At 73.7% G+C, this 15,258-nt stretch carries 13 protein-coding genes; 5 read left to right on the top strand and 8 right to left on the bottom strand.

Annotation, left to right across the window (positions count from 1 at the left end; all coding sequences use genetic code 11):
• From ACQPYN_RS06485 to ACQPYN_RS06470, 4 genes are all read right to left on the bottom strand, one after another.
• The gene (locus ACQPYN_RS06485; RefSeq protein ID WP_433034772.1) at positions 1-828 is read right to left on the bottom strand and encodes a citryl-CoA lyase; all 828 of its coding nucleotides are present in this window, start codon (positions 826-828) and stop codon (positions 1-3) included.
• Entirely contained in the window at positions 825-2,006 is a 1,182-nt protein-coding gene (locus ACQPYN_RS06480) for a CaiB/BaiF CoA transferase family protein (RefSeq protein ID WP_433034769.1), read from the bottom strand. Before ACQPYN_RS06480 ends, ACQPYN_RS06485 begins: the two co-directional genes overlap by 4 nt.
• Positions 2,007-2,076: 70 nt before the next feature.
• Positions 2,077-2,775, bottom strand: coding sequence for an alpha/beta hydrolase (locus ACQPYN_RS06475; protein WP_433034767.1), 699 nt, complete (start codon positions 2,773-2,775; stop codon positions 2,077-2,079).
• Complete coding sequence (locus tag ACQPYN_RS06470; RefSeq protein WP_433034764.1) at positions 2,772-3,725, bottom strand: helix-turn-helix domain-containing protein; 954 nt, start codon at positions 3,723-3,725, stop codon at positions 2,772-2,774. Before ACQPYN_RS06470 ends, ACQPYN_RS06475 begins: the two co-directional genes overlap by 4 nt.
• 109 nt (positions 3,726-3,834) lie before the next feature.
• On the opposite strand from ACQPYN_RS06470, the gene ACQPYN_RS06465 reads away from it, so the two are divergent.
• Together ACQPYN_RS06465 and ACQPYN_RS06460 are read left to right on the top strand one after the other, a co-directional pair.
• Entirely contained in the window at positions 3,835-4,815 is a 981-nt protein-coding gene (locus ACQPYN_RS06465; RefSeq protein WP_433034761.1) for a VOC family protein, read from the top strand.
• On the top strand, positions 4,812-6,005 hold the full coding sequence (locus ACQPYN_RS06460) for an acyl-CoA dehydrogenase family protein (protein WP_433034758.1): 1,194 nt from the start codon (positions 4,812-4,814) through the stop codon (positions 6,003-6,005). Before ACQPYN_RS06465 ends, ACQPYN_RS06460 begins: the two co-directional genes overlap by 4 nt.
• Positions 6,006-6,011: 6 nt before the next feature.
• On the opposite strand, the gene ACQPYN_RS06455 is transcribed toward ACQPYN_RS06460, so the two are convergent.
• Complete coding sequence (locus tag ACQPYN_RS06455) at positions 6,012-6,809, bottom strand: IclR family transcriptional regulator domain-containing protein (RefSeq protein WP_433034755.1); 798 nt, start codon at positions 6,807-6,809, stop codon at positions 6,012-6,014.
• A gap of 193 nt (positions 6,810-7,002) precedes the next feature.
• On the opposite strand from ACQPYN_RS06455, the gene ACQPYN_RS06450 reads away from it, so the two are divergent.
• Positions 7,003-8,433 carry an amidohydrolase family protein gene (locus tag ACQPYN_RS06450; protein ID WP_433034752.1) on the top strand — a complete coding sequence of 477 codons (1,431 nt, stop codon included), beginning with the start codon at positions 7,003-7,005 and terminating at the stop codon, positions 8,431-8,433.
• 66 nt (positions 8,434-8,499) lie between these two features.
• Here the strand turns inward: ACQPYN_RS06450 and ACQPYN_RS06445 are convergent, their stop codons facing one another.
• Entirely contained in the window at positions 8,500-9,696 is a 1,197-nt protein-coding gene (locus ACQPYN_RS06445) for an FAD-dependent monooxygenase (RefSeq protein ID WP_433034749.1), read from the bottom strand.
• A gap of 99 nt (positions 9,697-9,795) precedes the next feature.
• Between ACQPYN_RS06445 and ACQPYN_RS06440 the strand changes: the two genes are divergently transcribed.
• Positions 9,796-10,689: an isocitrate lyase/phosphoenolpyruvate mutase family protein gene (locus ACQPYN_RS06440; RefSeq protein ID WP_433034746.1), complete on the top strand. Its 894-nt coding sequence runs from the start codon at positions 9,796-9,798 to the stop codon at positions 10,687-10,689.
• 12 nt (positions 10,690-10,701) lie between these two features.
• Here the strand turns inward: ACQPYN_RS06440 and ACQPYN_RS06435 are convergent, their stop codons facing one another.
• Positions 10,702-12,438, bottom strand: coding sequence for a DUF222 domain-containing protein (locus tag ACQPYN_RS06435; protein WP_433034742.1), 1,737 nt, complete (start codon positions 12,436-12,438; stop codon positions 10,702-10,704).
• 196 nt (positions 12,439-12,634) lie between these two features.
• Here ACQPYN_RS06435 and ACQPYN_RS06430 point away from each other — a divergent pair, with 196 nt between their 5' ends.
• Positions 12,635-13,990, top strand: a complete 1,356-nt coding sequence (locus ACQPYN_RS06430) for an MSMEG_0569 family flavin-dependent oxidoreductase (RefSeq protein ID WP_433034740.1) — start codon at positions 12,635-12,637, stop codon at positions 13,988-13,990.
• Between the two features lie 13 nt (positions 13,991-14,003).
• On the opposite strand, the gene ACQPYN_RS06425 is transcribed toward ACQPYN_RS06430, so the two are convergent.
• Positions 14,004-15,230 (bottom strand): fatty acid desaturase family protein, encoded by a 1,227-nt coding sequence (locus ACQPYN_RS06425; RefSeq protein WP_433034738.1) that lies wholly within the window; start codon positions 15,228-15,230, stop codon positions 14,004-14,006.
• Positions 15,231-15,258 lie beyond the last annotated feature (28 nt).

Raw genomic sequence — 15,258 nt, 5'->3', positions numbered from 1 at the left:
CTAGAGGTCTGCGGAGTAGTACGGATCAGGGTCCGTCGGACGGTTGTTGCGGTCCACCGACAGGAAGATGTCGTTCGCGACGGGGTGGCGCAGCTCCTCGGCGAGCTGGCCGATGAGCCCCGCCGTGCGGGCGAGCAGGGCGAAGGCGCGCAGCAGCTCGAGCGGCAGGCCGAGGTCGGCGAGCGCCGCCCCGCACACCCCGGCGCCGTTCAGCGGCAGGGTCTTGCCGAGCACCTGGGGGTGCACCCGCCCGATCGCGGCGAACAGCGCCAGGTGCGGGCCGAACAGGCCCTCCTCGGTCGCGATCTCCATGAGCCGCGGGGTGCGCGGGTCGCCGTCCTTGTGGACGTGGTGACCGAGCCCGGGGACGAACTTCCCGGCCGCCCGCTGCGCCGTCACGGTCTCCAGGGCCAGGGCGTCCCAGCCGGCGTCGTCGGTGGGGATCGTGTTCTCCACCAGCACCGCGTGCAGGAACCGTCCGCAGTCCTCGGTGACGCCGAGGAACCGCGAGCCCCCGGCCAGCAGGCCGGCGGCCAGCGCGCCCTGCACGGAGTCGGGCGCGGACAGGAGGGCGAGCCTGCTGATGATCGCGGTGGGCGTGTAGCCGTGGTCGGCGAGCGCGGCGAGCACCGCCTCGAACACCCGGGTCTCCCCCGGCGTCGGACGGCGCTGGGTCGCGAGCCAGAACGCGAGCTCGCCGAACGAGACCTCCCCCATGACGTCGCGGGCGAGGTCGTGCCCGAGCAGCGTGATCTCGTCCTTGGAGGCGGCGCCGAGGGCGGTCGGGTACACCGGGGTGGCGTACGGGCCGGCGGGGTCCTCGGTCATGCCTGCCCCTCCGGTGTCGTCAGCCAGCGGCGCAGCTCCGCGCCGTGCTCGTCGAGCTCCGGCGGCGGCAGCTCGTAGACGGCCGGCGTGCCGGAGAAGCGGATGGGGTTGCGCGTGGTGGGCACCGCCCGCTCCCCCTCCCCGACGCTGACGATCGGGTCGAGCCCGAAGCGCTCGGCGATGGCGAAGCCGCCCGCCACGGAGTTGATCGGCCCGCACGGCACCCCGGCGTCGACGAGGAGGTCGAACCACTCCTCGGCGCCCTTCGCCGAGAGCGCCTCGATGAGGATCGGGCGCAGCTCCTCGCGGTGCTCGGTGCGGTCGGCGTTGCGCAGGAACCGCGGGTCGTCGGCCAGCTCGGGTCGCCCGAGCACGACGACCAGCTTGCGGAACAGGCCGTCGTTGGCGGCAGCGACGATGAGGTCGTTGTCCGCGGTCGGCAGCGGCTCGTAGGGCACGACGCTGGGGTGGGCGTTGCCCATCCGCGTGGGGACGACGCCGCCCGCGGCGTACGCCGAGCTCTGGTTGACCATCCCCGACATCGCCGAGCCGAGCAGGCTGACCTCGACGTGCTGGCCCTTCCCCGTCGCGTCGCGGTGGCGCAGCGCGGCCAGGATGCCGATGAGCGCGTCCTTGCCCGCCATCACGTCGAAGATCGAGATGCCGGCGCGGAAGGGCGGCCCGTCGGGGGCGCCGGTGAGGCTCATCAGCCCGGACACCGCCTGGACCATGAGGTCGTAGCCCGGCACGTGCCCGCCGCCGGTGGACCCGAAGCCCGAGATCGAGGCGTAGACGAGGCCCGGGTTGTCGGCCGCGACGGACTCGTAGTCCAGCCCGTACTTGGCCATGCCGCCCGGGCGCAGGTTCTCGATGAGGACGTCGGCGCGTCGGGCGAGCTCCTTGCCCACGGCGACGTCCTCGGCGTCGCGCAGGTCGAGCGCGATCGAGCGCTTCCCGCGGTTGATCCCGAGGTAGTAGGTCGACGTCTCGTCGCGCTTCGGCGGCATCCAGGTGCGCGTCTCGTCGCCCTGCGGCGACTCGACCTTGATCACCTCGGCACCCAGGTCCGCCAGCAGCATCGTCGCGTAGGGCCCGGCGAGGACCCGCGAGAAGTCGGCCACCACCAGCCCGGCCAGCGGCCCGCCGCCGGTCCCCTCGGAGTGGTCCTCCGACGCCATCCTCACGCCTCCGTCCGACAGCCGGACACTTGTCCGTCGTTGCGGAGCCTGCTCGCGGTCGGCGAGATCGTCAAGGCCGCCGGGCGAGCCGGGTCAGCAGCGCCACCGCCGCGTCCACCTCGTCGTCGGCCACCTCGTGGTCGCGTCCGGGCTGGACGCGCAGCTCGGCGTCGGCCCCGCGTGCGCGCAGCTCGGCGACCATCTCCTCGGTGTCCGCGAGCGGCACCCACGCGTCGGCGTCGCCGTTGGTGACGAGCACCGGGAGCCCGCGCAGGGGCAGGCGGTCCGGCGCCGAGAAGGGCAGCGACCGGTCGGTGCCGGGCGGACCGAACGCGGCCCCGGTCCAGATCACCGCGCCCGCCCAGCGTCGGGGCCTGCGCAGCAGGTGGTCGGCGACGAGGCACGCGCCCTGCGAGAACCCGGCGAGCACCAGCGACCCGGCGTCGACGCCGCGGGCGACGAGGGCGTCGGCGAGCCCGTCGACGACGTCGGCGGCGCGGTCGCGCTCGGCGAGGGTCTCGCTCTCCGGGTCGTGGACGCGCCCGGCGTACCAGGACCGGCCGGGGGCGGCCGGGAGCACCCAGGTGACGGCGACGCCGTCGAGCCGCGGGGCGAGGCGGGTCAGCACGTGCTCGTCCATCCACCCCGGGTCCTGGTCACGCCCGTGCAGCAGCACCACCGCGAGCGATCCCGTGCCCACCGGGGCCCCGTGGACCTCGACCCCCGGCGCCGCGAGGGCAGGGTCGGGGGTGGGGTCGGGGGTGCTCACGTGCCGGACGTCCCGCTCCACATCGCCCGACGGTAGGCCACCGGCGTGCGCCCGGTCGCGGCCTTGACCAGCTGCCCGAACCGCGTCGCGTTGGCGAACCCCCAGCGCGTCGCGATCGCCGACACCGGGGTGGGGCCCTGGCCCGGGTCGGCGAGGTCGGCCAGGCACCGCTCCAGGCGACGCTCGCGGATGGTGCCCGCGACGGTGCGCCCGTCCTCGGCGAACAGGGCGTGCAGGTGGCGGGGCGAGACGAACAGCGCCGCGGCCACCGCCCGCGGCGAGAGCGTTGGGTCGGCGAGGTGGGCGTCGATGTGGCGGTCGATCCGGGCGCGCAGCTCCGCGTGCGGGTCGGGGGTGGAGAGCAGTCCCCGGCGCCCGAGCTCGTCGTCGAAGAGGGCCCGGGCGAGCTCGGTGGCGTGCCGGGCGCCGGCGAGCAGCGGCGCGGCAGCGGCGTCGCCGGCCGACCTCTCCAGGCCCTCGTGCAGACCGGTGAGCAGGCCCGCGACGGCCGGGGCGAGGCCGTGGGCGGCGTCCAGCGTCGTGGCGGTCAGCTCCCCGGCGGTGCGGTGCGCCCCGAGGCCGTCGGTGGGGAAGCGGAAGCACAGGCTGCGGTAGCCCTCCCCGCTGACGATCTCCACGGGACGGCCGGAGTCGTAGAAGACCATGTCGCCGGGGTCCACGCGGGCGGTCCGGTCGTCCTGCCGGAACCGTGCGGTGCCCGCGAGCTGGAGCGAGAGCAGGTAGTCGGCCGGCCCGTCGTCGATGTGCTCGGCCGTCCGCACCGCGCGGTGGGGGCGCGACGTCATCGCGATCAGCGAGGTGTCGCCCAGCCGGCGGCGGCTGATGCTGCCGCGGAAGCGCTCGGGGGCCGTGCACTCGACGTGGAACGGCAGCAGGGCCCCGGTGACGGCACCCCGCCAGGCGTCGACGTCCCGGACCTCGTCGTCCATACCGTCGTCCCTGCACCGGGTGGAGATGTCCGTGCACTGTAGCGAGAGCCACGAGACGCGGGCCACATCTAGCGTCACGGGCGAGACCCCCCTGCCACGAGGAGGCCCGGTGTCCCACATCCGCGGTTCGCACCACACGACGTTGTCGGTGTCCGGCGCCCAGGAGGACGTCGACTTCCACGTCGGCACCCTGGGCATGCGGTTCATCAAGCGCACGGTGCTGTTCGACGGCTCGCTGCCGATCTACCACCTGTACTACTCGAACGCGGCCGGCGACCCGTCGGCGGTGCTCACGACCTTCCCGTGGCGCCAGGCCGGGCTCGTCGGGCGCCGCGGCACGAACCAGGCGCGCGAGGTGCTCCTGTCGGTGCCCGCGGACTCGCTGGACTTCTGGGCGAGCCGCCTCGCCGAGCGCGGCGTGGAGGCCACGAGCACGGAGGTGTTCGACCGGCGGCGCCTGGAGTTCCGCCACCCCTGCGGCATCGAGTACGCCCTCGTCCCCGCCGACGCGGACCCCAGGGTCGGTCATCCCGGGCAGGGCGTCCCTCCGGAGTACGCGATCCACGGCATCCACGGCGTGGGCATCCACGTCGCCACGCCCGAGCGGATGATCGAGTTCTCCGACGAGGTCTTCCACTCGCAGGGCAAGCTCGTCGAGGACGGCGACCGCGCCGCCTACCAGGTCGGGCAGGACCCCGTCGGCAACCACGTCGAGCTGATCGCCGACAACGGCGAGGAGCAGGGCACCTGGCGCTACGGCGCGGGCACCTTCCACCACGTCGCCTGGAACCTCGAGACCCTCGAGAACCAGGACGCGCTCAAGTTCGACATCGAGGGCAACGGCTACACCGACATCTCCGAGCTCAAGGACCGCAAGTACTTCAAGTCGGTCTACGTGCGCACGCCGTCCGGGGCCCTGTTCGAGCTCGCCGTCACCCACGCCGAGGGCGGCTGGACGTGCGACGAGTCCCCGCACGAGCTCGGGACGCGCTTCCAGCTCCCCGAGCAGTTCGAGGACCGCCGCGAGGAGATCTTCTCCAAGCTCGAGCCGATCGAGACGCCGGAGGAGCCGGACGAGGAGGAGTCATGACTGACCAGATGGTGCGGCCGACGACAGAACTGCACGTCAGCGACCGGTTCGACGAGGTCATGGCGCGGATCGACGAGCTCGACCCGCTCCTGCGCGCCGAGGCCGGGGACAACGAGGAGGGCTTCCGCCTCACCCCGGAGGTCGAGGAGGCCCTGCACGCGAGCGGCCTCTACGCGATGAGCATGCCGCGCGAGCTCGACGGGATGGAGCTCGCGCCGCGCCAGGTCATCGCGGCGATCGAGGCCCTCGCGCGGGCCGACGCGTCCACCGGCTGGGTGGTCATGACGCTGCAGATGGCCATCGGCACCACGGCGGCCTATCTCGGACGGGAGCCCTTCGCCGACCTCGTCGCCGCGCACGGCGACCGCACGCTCGCCGCGGGCCAGGGCACGCGGCCGGGCCGGGCGCGCGCCGTGGAGGGCGGGTTCCTGCTGTCCGGCTCGTGGTCGTTCGCCTCGGGGCTGCACCACGCCACGCACATCCACACGGCGGCGATGGTCGACACCGGGGAGGTGCGGGTCTTCACCCTGCCCAAGGAGCAGGTGACGATCGTCGACGACTGGGACGTCATGGGGCTGCGGGCCACCGGCAGCGTCGACTACCACTGCGAGGACGTCTTCGTCCCCGTCGAGTACACCTACGTCGCGACCACCACCGAGCCGCTGCTCGGCGGGGCGGTGTTCCGGCTGGGCCTCGCGAACTTCGCGAGCCTCCAGCACGTCGGCTGGGCGCTGGGCGTCGGACGGCGCCTGCTCGACGAGATGCAGGCGGTCGCGGCGGCGAAGACCGGGACCCGCAACGCCGGCGTCGACACCGCCGAGTTCCACGCCGACTACGCCCGCGCCGAGGCGACGCTGCGCTCGGCCCGCGCCTGGAACATGGAGGTGTGGGCCGACGTCGAGGCCACCCTCGACCGCGGCGAGCACCTCAGTGCCGACCAGGAGACGCTCCTGCGGCTCGCCCTGCACACGGCGACGACCGCGGCCCAGGACGTCGGGCGGACCGTCTACCAGTGGGCGGGCACCACCGCGCTGCGCAGCGGGGACCTCAACCGCGTCTTCCGCGACCTGCACGGCGGCACCCAGCACGTCACGTCCGGGCCGGCCGTCCGGCACGGGTGCGGGCGCCGGCTGGCGGGGCTGGCGCCCGGCGCGACGTGGGTCTTCCTGGACCTGGTGGATCCGGGGTGAGCGCCCTCAGGCGGTGACCCTCGGCAGCCTCTCCCGGCTCGCGAAGTCCGCGGAGATGTCGCCCGCGGCCTGCAGCAGCAGGGGCAGGTGGTGCTCGAGGAGGTGGGCCACCGACGTCTCGGCGGCGTGGCAGTTGACGTTGACCCCGGCGATCACGCGGCCCTCGCCGTCGCGCAGGGGTGCGGCCACCGAGCGGATGCCCGGCGCCAGCTGCTCGTCGGTGAGCGCCCAGCCGCGGGCGCGCACCTCGCGCAGCGCGGCGTCGCGCTCCTCGCGGTCGGGACGCCAGCGCGCGACCAGGCCGGAGCGGGTGGGCTCGGCGAGGACGCGCTCGAGGTCGTCGGGTGCCAGGGCGGCGAGCTGGACCTTGCCCAGCGACGTCGGCAGTGCGGGGAAGCGCGTGCCGATCTGCACGGTCAGCGACACGATCTTCGGGACGGCGACGCGTGCGACGTAGACGATGTCGGAGCCGTCGAGCTGGGCGACCGAGCACGACTCCCCCGTGCGCTCCACCAGGCGTTCGAGGTGCGGGCGCGCGATGTCCCACAGGCCCAGCGCGTCGACGTAGGCCACGCCGAGGTCGAGCACCCGCGGCGTCAGGGTGAAGCCGCGCTCGCCGGCGCGGACGTACCCCAGCTCGGTGAGGGTGAGCAGGATGCGCCGCGCCGTGGGGCGCGCGAGCCCGGTGGCGGTCGCCACCTCGGCGAGTGTCATCACCGGTCGCCCCGCCTTGAACGCGGTGATCACGTCCAGGCCGCGCGCGAGGGCCTCGATGAAGTCCGGGCCCGCTCCGTCCCGTGGCACGGGCACCACCCTCCTCGAGGTCCGGGTGGCGGGAGCGTAACCGCACGTCCGCCTGGCGGACAGCACCCGCAGTTTCCGGTCATCGGGTCGCGTGCGTCAGGTCGTTGACAGCTGGACCATCGCTGGACGACAGTGACCCACATCATCTGACCGTCTGCCGGACATCCGTCCGCGAGCGACGAGGAGCCCGTCCATGAGCCAGCCCGAGCGGCGCCCCGTCGTCCTGCGCGGCGGCACCGTGCTCACCGTCGACGCCGGGCACACCGTGCTCGAGGGCCACGACGTGCTCGTCGTCGACGACCGCATCGCCGGCGTCGGGGTCGACCTCGAGGTGCCGGCGGGCACCGAGGAGATCGACGCGCGCGGCGGCATCGTCATGCCGGGCATGATCGACACCCACCGGCACATGTGGCAGACGGCCATGCGCGGCTACGGCGCCGACTGGACGCTCACGCAGTACTTCGTCTGGTACTACCTCGAGCACGGGCGCAAGTTCCGCCCCCAGGACGTGTACGCGGGCAACCTGGTCGCCGCCATCGAGGCGGTCGACGCCGGCGTCACCACCTGCGTCGACTGGTCGCACGGGCTGCAGACCACCCAGCACGCCGACGCCGCCGTCGACGGCCTCGCCGCCGTGCCCGGCCGCTTCCTGCTCGCCTACGGCAACATCCAGGACGCGCCCGCGAACTGGACGGGCACCTCCGAGCTCCGCGACTTCCTCGACCGGCGCCGCGGCGACGTCGAGGGCTTCCAGCTCGCGTTCGACGTCACCGGCGACCCGTCGTTCCCGGAGAAGCCGGCGTTCGAGGTCGCCCGCGACCTCGCCCTCCCGGTGACCACCCACGCCGGCGTGTGGGGCGCGACCAACGACGACGGCATCCGGCTGATGTACGAGCACGGCTTCATGGCGCCGGAGACGATCTACGTCCACGCGGCGACGCTGTCCGCCGACTCGTACCACCGGATCGCGGCCACCGGCGGCTCGGTGTCGGTGTCCACCGAGAGCGAGCAGAGCGCCGGCCAGGGCTACCCGCCCACCTGGGCGCTGCGCAGCCACGACATCCCGGTGTCCCTGTCGATGGACACCTCGGTGTGGTGGTCGGGCGACCTGTTCACCGCGATGCGCACGACCCTCGGCGCCGACCGCTCCCGCGAGCACCTCGAGGCCCACGCCCGGGGCGAGACCGTCACCCACGCCGCGCTGCGCGCCGAGCACGTGGTCGACATGGCCACCCGCGGCGGCGCCCGGGCCCTCGGGCGCGAGGCCGACCTCGGCAGCGTCGAGGTCGGCAAGAAGGCCGACCTCGTGCTCGTCCGCAACGAGCACTCGCCGGTGAGCTTCCCGATCCTGCACCCGCACGGGCACGTCGCGTTCCAGGCCCAGCGCGGTGACGTCGAGGCCGTGCTCGTCGACGGCCGCGTCGTCAAGCGCGACCACCGCCTCGTCGGCGTCGACCTGGCCGCCGCGCGGCGCGCGGTGGAGGAGACCGTCGACCACCTGCGCGGCGAGCTCGGCGAGGACGAGTGGCGCCAGGGCATGAACCCCGACATCCCCGAGACGAAGATCCTCGACAACCCGTACCAGTACACCGACTACCGCTCCGCGACGACGCACGGCGCCTGAACCCCCCGTAGGGCGCCGACGCGCGCGACGGCCTCCGTCCCGGGACCCGGGGCGGGGGCCGTCGTGTCAGTGCGGGTCTGGTTCCGGGTCTCGTTCCGGGTCCACGCCCGCGTAGGCGTGGGCGAACCAGCGCCGCAGCAGCGGGTCGTGCTGCAGCGTCGACACCCAGCCCTCGCGCAGGCCGAGCCCGAAGCCGTCGCGGTCGTCCCCGGCGCCGGGCGGGGCGGTGATGACGCGCAGGAACCAGTCGGAGAACGCCTCGGTCCGCCAGATCACGGGCAGGCGGGTGTCGCTGTAGCGCGCGGCCCGGGCGCCGTCGCGCTGCGGCCCGTACTGCTCGATCAGCCCATGGGCGAGCTCGACGGCGTCGCCGAGCGCGAGGTTCATGCCCTTGCCGCCGGCCGGGGTGATCAGGTGCGCGGCGTCGCCGACGAGGAACACCCGCCCGTGCTGCATCGGCGTCGTCACCCGCACCCGCAGGTCGAGGACGTCGACCTCGGGCAGGTCGACGTCGCCCAGGTCCGCCCCGAGGCGCCGGCCCAGCTCGTCGCGCAGCCGCGGGGCGGGCCAGTCGGCGGCGGTGTCGCCGGCCGGCACCTCGAGGTAGAGCCGGGTGACGTCGGGCAGCCGGCGCATGTGCGCGGCGTAGCCCCGGGGGTGGGCGGCGTAGATGGTGTGGTCGACCAGGGGCGGCATCGCGGCGCTGATCACGAGGAAGCGCATGGGGTGGTGGCGGTCGTGGACGCTCAGGTGCCCCCGCAGCGAGCGCGCCACCGCGCTGCCCGCGCCGTCGCACCCGACGACGGTGTCGGCCTGGACCTCCCGCGGCCCGTCCGGGCCGGTCACCGACAGCCGCGCACCCTCGTCGTCCTGCTCGACGGCCGTGACCCGGTGCTCGAAGAGGACCGTGCCGCCCTCGTCGAGGAAGGAGGCGGCCACCCGCGCGACCAGCTCGTGCTGCGGGAAGACGTAGTGCGGGCGGCCGCCGGTGATCTCGGCGTAGTCGACGACGACCGACTCGTCGGCGGTGCGGAACTCGCAGCGCCGGTTCTCGGCCGCGAACGGCAGGACGGTGTCGCCGAGGCCCTCCGCGGTGAGCATCTGCACCGTCCGGTACTCGACGATGCCGGCCTTGGGCAGGAGGCCCAGCTCGGCCTGCGGCTGGGACTCGGCGACCGTCGTCGCCACCCCCGCCCGCTGCAGGAGCCAGGCGAGCACCAGCCCCGCGGGGCCGGCGCCGACGACGACCACGTCCGTACGCACGCGGCCACCTTCGCTCCCACCGCCACCCCGGCGCAGCGCGACTCCCGGGGAGCGGGAGGTTCGGCGATCACCGAAGCGACGCCGACCTAGCGTGTCGTCATGGCTCCCTCCCTCTCGGACGCGGCCCAGGCCCGCGCGGAGCGCTTCGCGGCGGCGCACGACCAGCTCTTCCTGCTGCCCAATGCGTGGGACGCGGGGAGCGCCAGGGTCCTGGCCGCCCGCCCCGGCACGGTCGCGATCGCGACGTCGAGCGCGGCCGTCGCCGCCACGGCGGGTCTCGCCGACGGCGAGCGGATGGGCCGGGACGCGGCGGCCGCGGCCGCGACCGCCGTCATCGAGGCGGTCGCTGCCGACGACGTTCCCGTGACCGTCGACCTGGAGGCGGGCTTCGGGGCCACGCCGGGGGAGGTGCACGAGACCGTCTCGCGCACCGTGCTCGCCGGTGCGAGCGGGGTGAACGTCGAGGACACCGACCCCGCGACCGGGCGGCTCCGCGACGTCGGTCTGCAGGCGGAGATCGTCGCCGCGGCGGCGTCCGCGATCCGTGAGCTGTCGTCGGTGGCGGTGCTGAACGCGCGCACCGACGTCTTCTGGAACCCGGAGGGCCGGCCGGACGAGCGCCTCGGACTGGCCCTCGACCGCCTCGAGCGCTACCGCGCGGCCGGGGCCACCTGCCTGTTCGTCCCGGGCATCCAGCGCACGGGGAACGAGCTGGGCTCGGTCGCGGACCTCGTCGGCGAGCTGGTCGGCGCCTGCGACGGCGTCCCCGTGAACCTGTTGGCCTCCCGCGACCTTGGGCTCGGGCTCGACGAGCTCGCGGCCCTCGGGGTGCGCCGGATCAGCTTCGGCTCCTCGCTCTACCGTGCCGCCCTCGCCCGTGCCCTCGTCATCGTCGAGGACACCACCGCCGGGCACGGGTGGGACACGCTCGCGGAGGCCGACGAGCTCCCCTACGCCCGGCTGGCCGCGCTCATGTCCGGGGGCGACGGGTGACCACGGCGCTCGTCAGCCCGCGCGCGGCCACGAGCCGACGGCCCGCGGATCGGCCTCGCGCCGTCGCCACGAGTCGACGTCCCGAGCCCAGTCGTCCGCCGGACGTTCCCACGAGGGCGGGTCGAGCTCGGGCGGCCGCACCCACCAGCGGTGTCCGGACGGCGAGGTCCAGACGATCACCGCCTCGCCGCCGCCCTCGGGATCCGGGCCGAGCTCGGCCGTCCAGTCGGACAGCGTCTTGAGCCGGTGGTGCCGTCGGCACTCCGGCTTGAGCTTGTCGGCGCGCGTCGGCCCGCCACCGCCGCCCGGACGGCCGTGCTCGTACGGCACGACGTGGTCGAGGTCGCAGCGGGCCGCCGGTACGCGACAGCCGGGTGCCGCGCAGGTCATGTCCCGGGCGCGCACGAACTCCTGCATCGGCACGGGTGGTCGGTAGCGCCGCGCGTCGAGGTGGGACGCCGTTCCGGTGACCGGGTCGGTGAGGAGCCGCCGCCACCAGGCGTCCGGATCGCCTGCCAGCCGGCGACCCATCTCGGCGGGGATCGGACCGTGGCCCTCGAGCTCCGCGGGCCGGTCGGAGAAGCCGGCCAGCACGTCCCACCCGATGGTCACCCGGACCTCGGCGCGCACCGGTGTCCGGGTGCCGACCCGCACGCCGCGCGCCGGGTCGCGCTGGTCCGCGGTGGGAGAGGTCCCGGGGTCGGGGTCGGGATCGGGGTCGTCGCCCGGGCCGGACGTCGCGTCGCCCGCGCGGGGCGTGCCTGCGGTCGGCTTGTTGGGCTCTTCGTCGGTCGGCCCGTCGGCCGCCTCGTCGTTCGGCTCGGCGGTCGGCCCGTCCGGCGACACTCTGCCCGCGGCCCCTTCTCCCTCTTCGGTCGACTCGCACAAGCACTCACCCACGCAGCCATCGCGGCGGGCGGTGGCACCGTCGAGGAGGAGGTCGCGGGTGGTGTCGGCGCGCTTCTGCGCGAGAGTGCGCTTCTCGCCCTCGGGTCCGTCGCCGGCGCGGCGGGCAAAGCCGTCGATGACGGCGTAGACCCCGCGGGCCTCGTCGGCGGGCAGGCGCAGCTGCAGGACGCCGGTGGCGCCGTGGTCGTCCGACCAGTACCGCAGATCGCGGTCCTTCCGCGCCTGCTCGGGCCGGCGGCGCAGCTGATCGGGATCGAGCCGGGTGACGATGCGTCGCACGAGGTCGCGCAGCTGGGTCGGCGTCCGGTCGCGGGCCGGCCGGGACCACAGTTCGGCGTCCACGGCGCGCGCCGTCCCGGGATCGCACAGCTCGGTCTGCTCGATCACGACCCGCACGTGCGACATCGAGATCTGCCCGGCCTCGAGCGCGTCGAGGGTGCGGGGCAGCTGGTCGATCAGGGTCTCGGCCTGGCAGATGCGGATCTCTCCCGTGCGCGGCGCGACCCGGGCGAGCGTGGCGACCTCCATCGCCACGGCCTCCGACGCCAGCTCCGCCTGCCCGGCACCTCGAACACGGCCCTGACGGGCGTGGAGGTACTCGCCGGTCTCGCGGTAGAGGTGACCGGTCGCCCAGTTCGCGAGGGCCTCCCAGCCGGCGAGGCGTTCGGCGGCGTCGTGGCCCTCGTCGTCCACGAGGTCGACGGCCTCGGACCCGGCCAGCGCCGCTGCGAGCTCGGGGCCGGGAACCCAGGACGACCACAGCGGCACGGCGGACGGACGTGGCTTCTCCGCCACCGCCGCGTAGCCGCTGTCGAACATATGTTCGATGATACCAGTCACACTCGAGCCGTGGGGCGACCCGCAGAACTCGGCCGCCAGCCGTTCCCGAGCCTCCAGGGGACGAACCCCGTCCCCCCGTTACACGCGGCAACGCCGCGGCAGTCCGGCCGCAACCACCAGGCAACAGGCCCTGCGCATCGTGGGGATCACCGGTCGACGTCGACCCCGATCCCGCTCACGTGACGCAGGAGTGATCATGGCGCTGTCCACCGACACGGCCCCGGAGAACCGGTTCTCGCGACACCGCCCGACCGGACCCGAGGACCTGGCCGGGGGGCACTGGCCGGTGGTGGTCGTGGGTGGCGGGCAGGCCGGGCTGTCGATGAGCCGCTGCCTCGACCGGCGCGGCGTCGACCACGTCGTGCTCGAGCGCGCCGAGGTGGCGCACTCGTGGAAGACCTACCGGTGGGACACGTTCTGCCTGGTCACGCCCAACTGGCAGTGCCAGCTGCCCGACTTCCCCTACGCCGGGGAGGACCCGCACGGGTTCATGGTCCGCGACCAGATCGTCGACTACCTCGAGGCGTACCGCGCGTTCATCGAGCCGCCGGTGGTCGAGGGCGTCGAGGTCACGCGGCTCGCCCGCGACGACCGCGGCACCTACCGACTGACGACGACCGCGGGCGAGCTCACCGCCGACCAGGTCGTCGTCGCCACCGGCGGGTACCACACGCCGATCACCCCGCCGATGTCCGAGCCGCTGCCGGCCGGGATCACCCAGGTGCAGTCGCAGGACTACAAGTCCGGCGCGCAGCTACCACCGGGCGAGGTCCTGGTGGTCGGCAGCGGCCAGTCCGGCGCGCAGATCGCGGAGGACCTGCACCTCGAGGGCCGGCGGGTGCACCTCGTCGTCGGCGACGCCCCGCGGGTCGCGCGCTTCTACCGCGGCCGCGACGTCACCGACTGGCTCGCCGAGATGGGCTACTACGACATGCCCGTCACCGAGCACCCGCGCCGCGAGGCCGTCCGCGCCCAGGCCAACCACTACGTCACCGGACGCGACGGCGGCCGCGACATCGACCTGCGGGCCCACGCGAAGGAGGGCATGAGGCTCTACGGCCTCATGACCGACCATCGTGACGGCCAGCTGCACTTCAACCCGGACCTCACCGAGCGGCTGGACCACGCCGACGAGGTCTCGGAGTCGATCAAGGACACGATCGACAAGTACATCGCGCGGGAGCAGCTCGACGTCCCGGCCGAGGAGCGCTACACACCGGTGTGGCGCCCCGAGGCCGAGACGACCGAGCTGGCGCTGGCGGACACGGACATCACCTCGGTCGTGTGGTGCATCGGCTTCCGCCAGGACTTCCGGTGGGTCGACGTGCCGGTGTTCACCGGCCGCGGCGCCCCGACCCACAGCCGCGGCGTCACCAGCTCCCCCGGGCTCTACTTTCTCGGTCTGCCGTGGCAGTGGACCTGGGGCTCGGGTCGGTTCTCGGGCGTCGGGCGTGACGCCCAGTACCTCGCCGAGCGCATCCGCTCCCAGCGCGGCCTGACGAGCACCGGGCCCCGCGGGGACGTCTGCAACGTCCTCGCGCTGGGCTCGTGACCGGGCTCGTGAATCAGGCCTGGTTCGGCCCCGGGTGGCCCGGGGTGCTCGCCGGGGCCGGCGGGGTCTGCGGCGTGTCCGGGCTGTCCGAGCCCGTGGCCTTGACCGCACCCGCGCTGCGCGGCAGGCCGCGGGCCTGACGACGCTGCGAGGCCTCACGCATCTTCTTCGCGGGCAGCGAGAGCCGCCAGATCGAGCGCGTGGCCTGCCAGAACTGCCGCGGGAACGACCCGGTGGTGTAGGGCAGGTCGTACTTCTCGCACAGCGCGAGGACGCGCTCCTGGATCTCCGGGTACCGGTTGCACGGTAGGTCCGGGTACAGGTGGTGCTCGATCTGGTAGCCGAGGCTGCCGGACATGATGTGCATGAGCCGGTTGCCGGTGAAGTTGGCGGAGCCGAGCAGCTGGCGCAGATACCACTCGCCCTGCGACTCGTTCTCCAGCTCCTCCTCGGTGAACACCTCGGCCCCGTCGGGGAAGTGCCCGCAGAAGATGATCGCGTAGGACCAGATGTTGCGGATGATGTTCGCCGTGAAGTTCGCCGTCGCGGTCGGGACGAAGTTCTTGCCGGCCAGGGCCGGGAACAGGACGTAGTCCTTGCCGATCTGGCGGGCCTGCTTCTGCGCGATGCCCTGCAGCTTGCGCTGGAACTCCTTCGGGTCCTCGAGCTCCATCTTCCGCAGGCCCTCGATGTCGAGGTCGTGCAGGGAGACGCCGTACTCGAACGCCAGCATCAGCAGCGTGTTCACCACGGGCTGGGTGAGGTAGTACGGGTGCCACGGCTGGTCGGACCGGACCCGGAGGATCTCGTACCCGACGTCCTTGTCCTTGCCGATCACGTTCGTGTACGTGTGGTGCAGGTAGTTGTGGGAGTGCTTCCACTGGTCGGCGGGGCAGACGTTGTCCCACTCCCACGTCGCCGAGTGGATCTCCGGGTCGTTCATCCAGTCGAACTGGCCGTGCATGACGTTGTGGCCGATCTCCATGTTCTCGAGGATCTTGGCCACGGACAGCGTCAGTGCTCCGGCCCACCACAGCTCGCGGCGGTGGCTGCCGAAGAGCATCGCCCGGCCCGCCACGTTGAGGCGGCGCTGGATCGTGATGAGTCGTCGGATGTAGGCGGCGTCCTCGTCGCCGCGCTTCTCCTCGAAGTCGGCGCGGATCTGGTCGAACTCGCGGCCGAGGGCCTCCACGTCCGCCTCACTGAGGTGGGCGAACTCCTTGACGTCGGCGATGGCCATGGTCTGTTCCTCTCCGGCGGGGACGTTG

This window comes from Actinomycetospora sp. CA-053990 (genome assembly GCF_050948445.1).
Taxonomy (GTDB): Bacteria; Actinomycetota; Actinomycetes; order Mycobacteriales; family Pseudonocardiaceae; genus Actinomycetospora; species Actinomycetospora callitridis.
The sequence above is the reverse complement of the archived record's forward strand: the minus strand, read 5'-3'. Positions and strand labels throughout refer to the sequence as shown.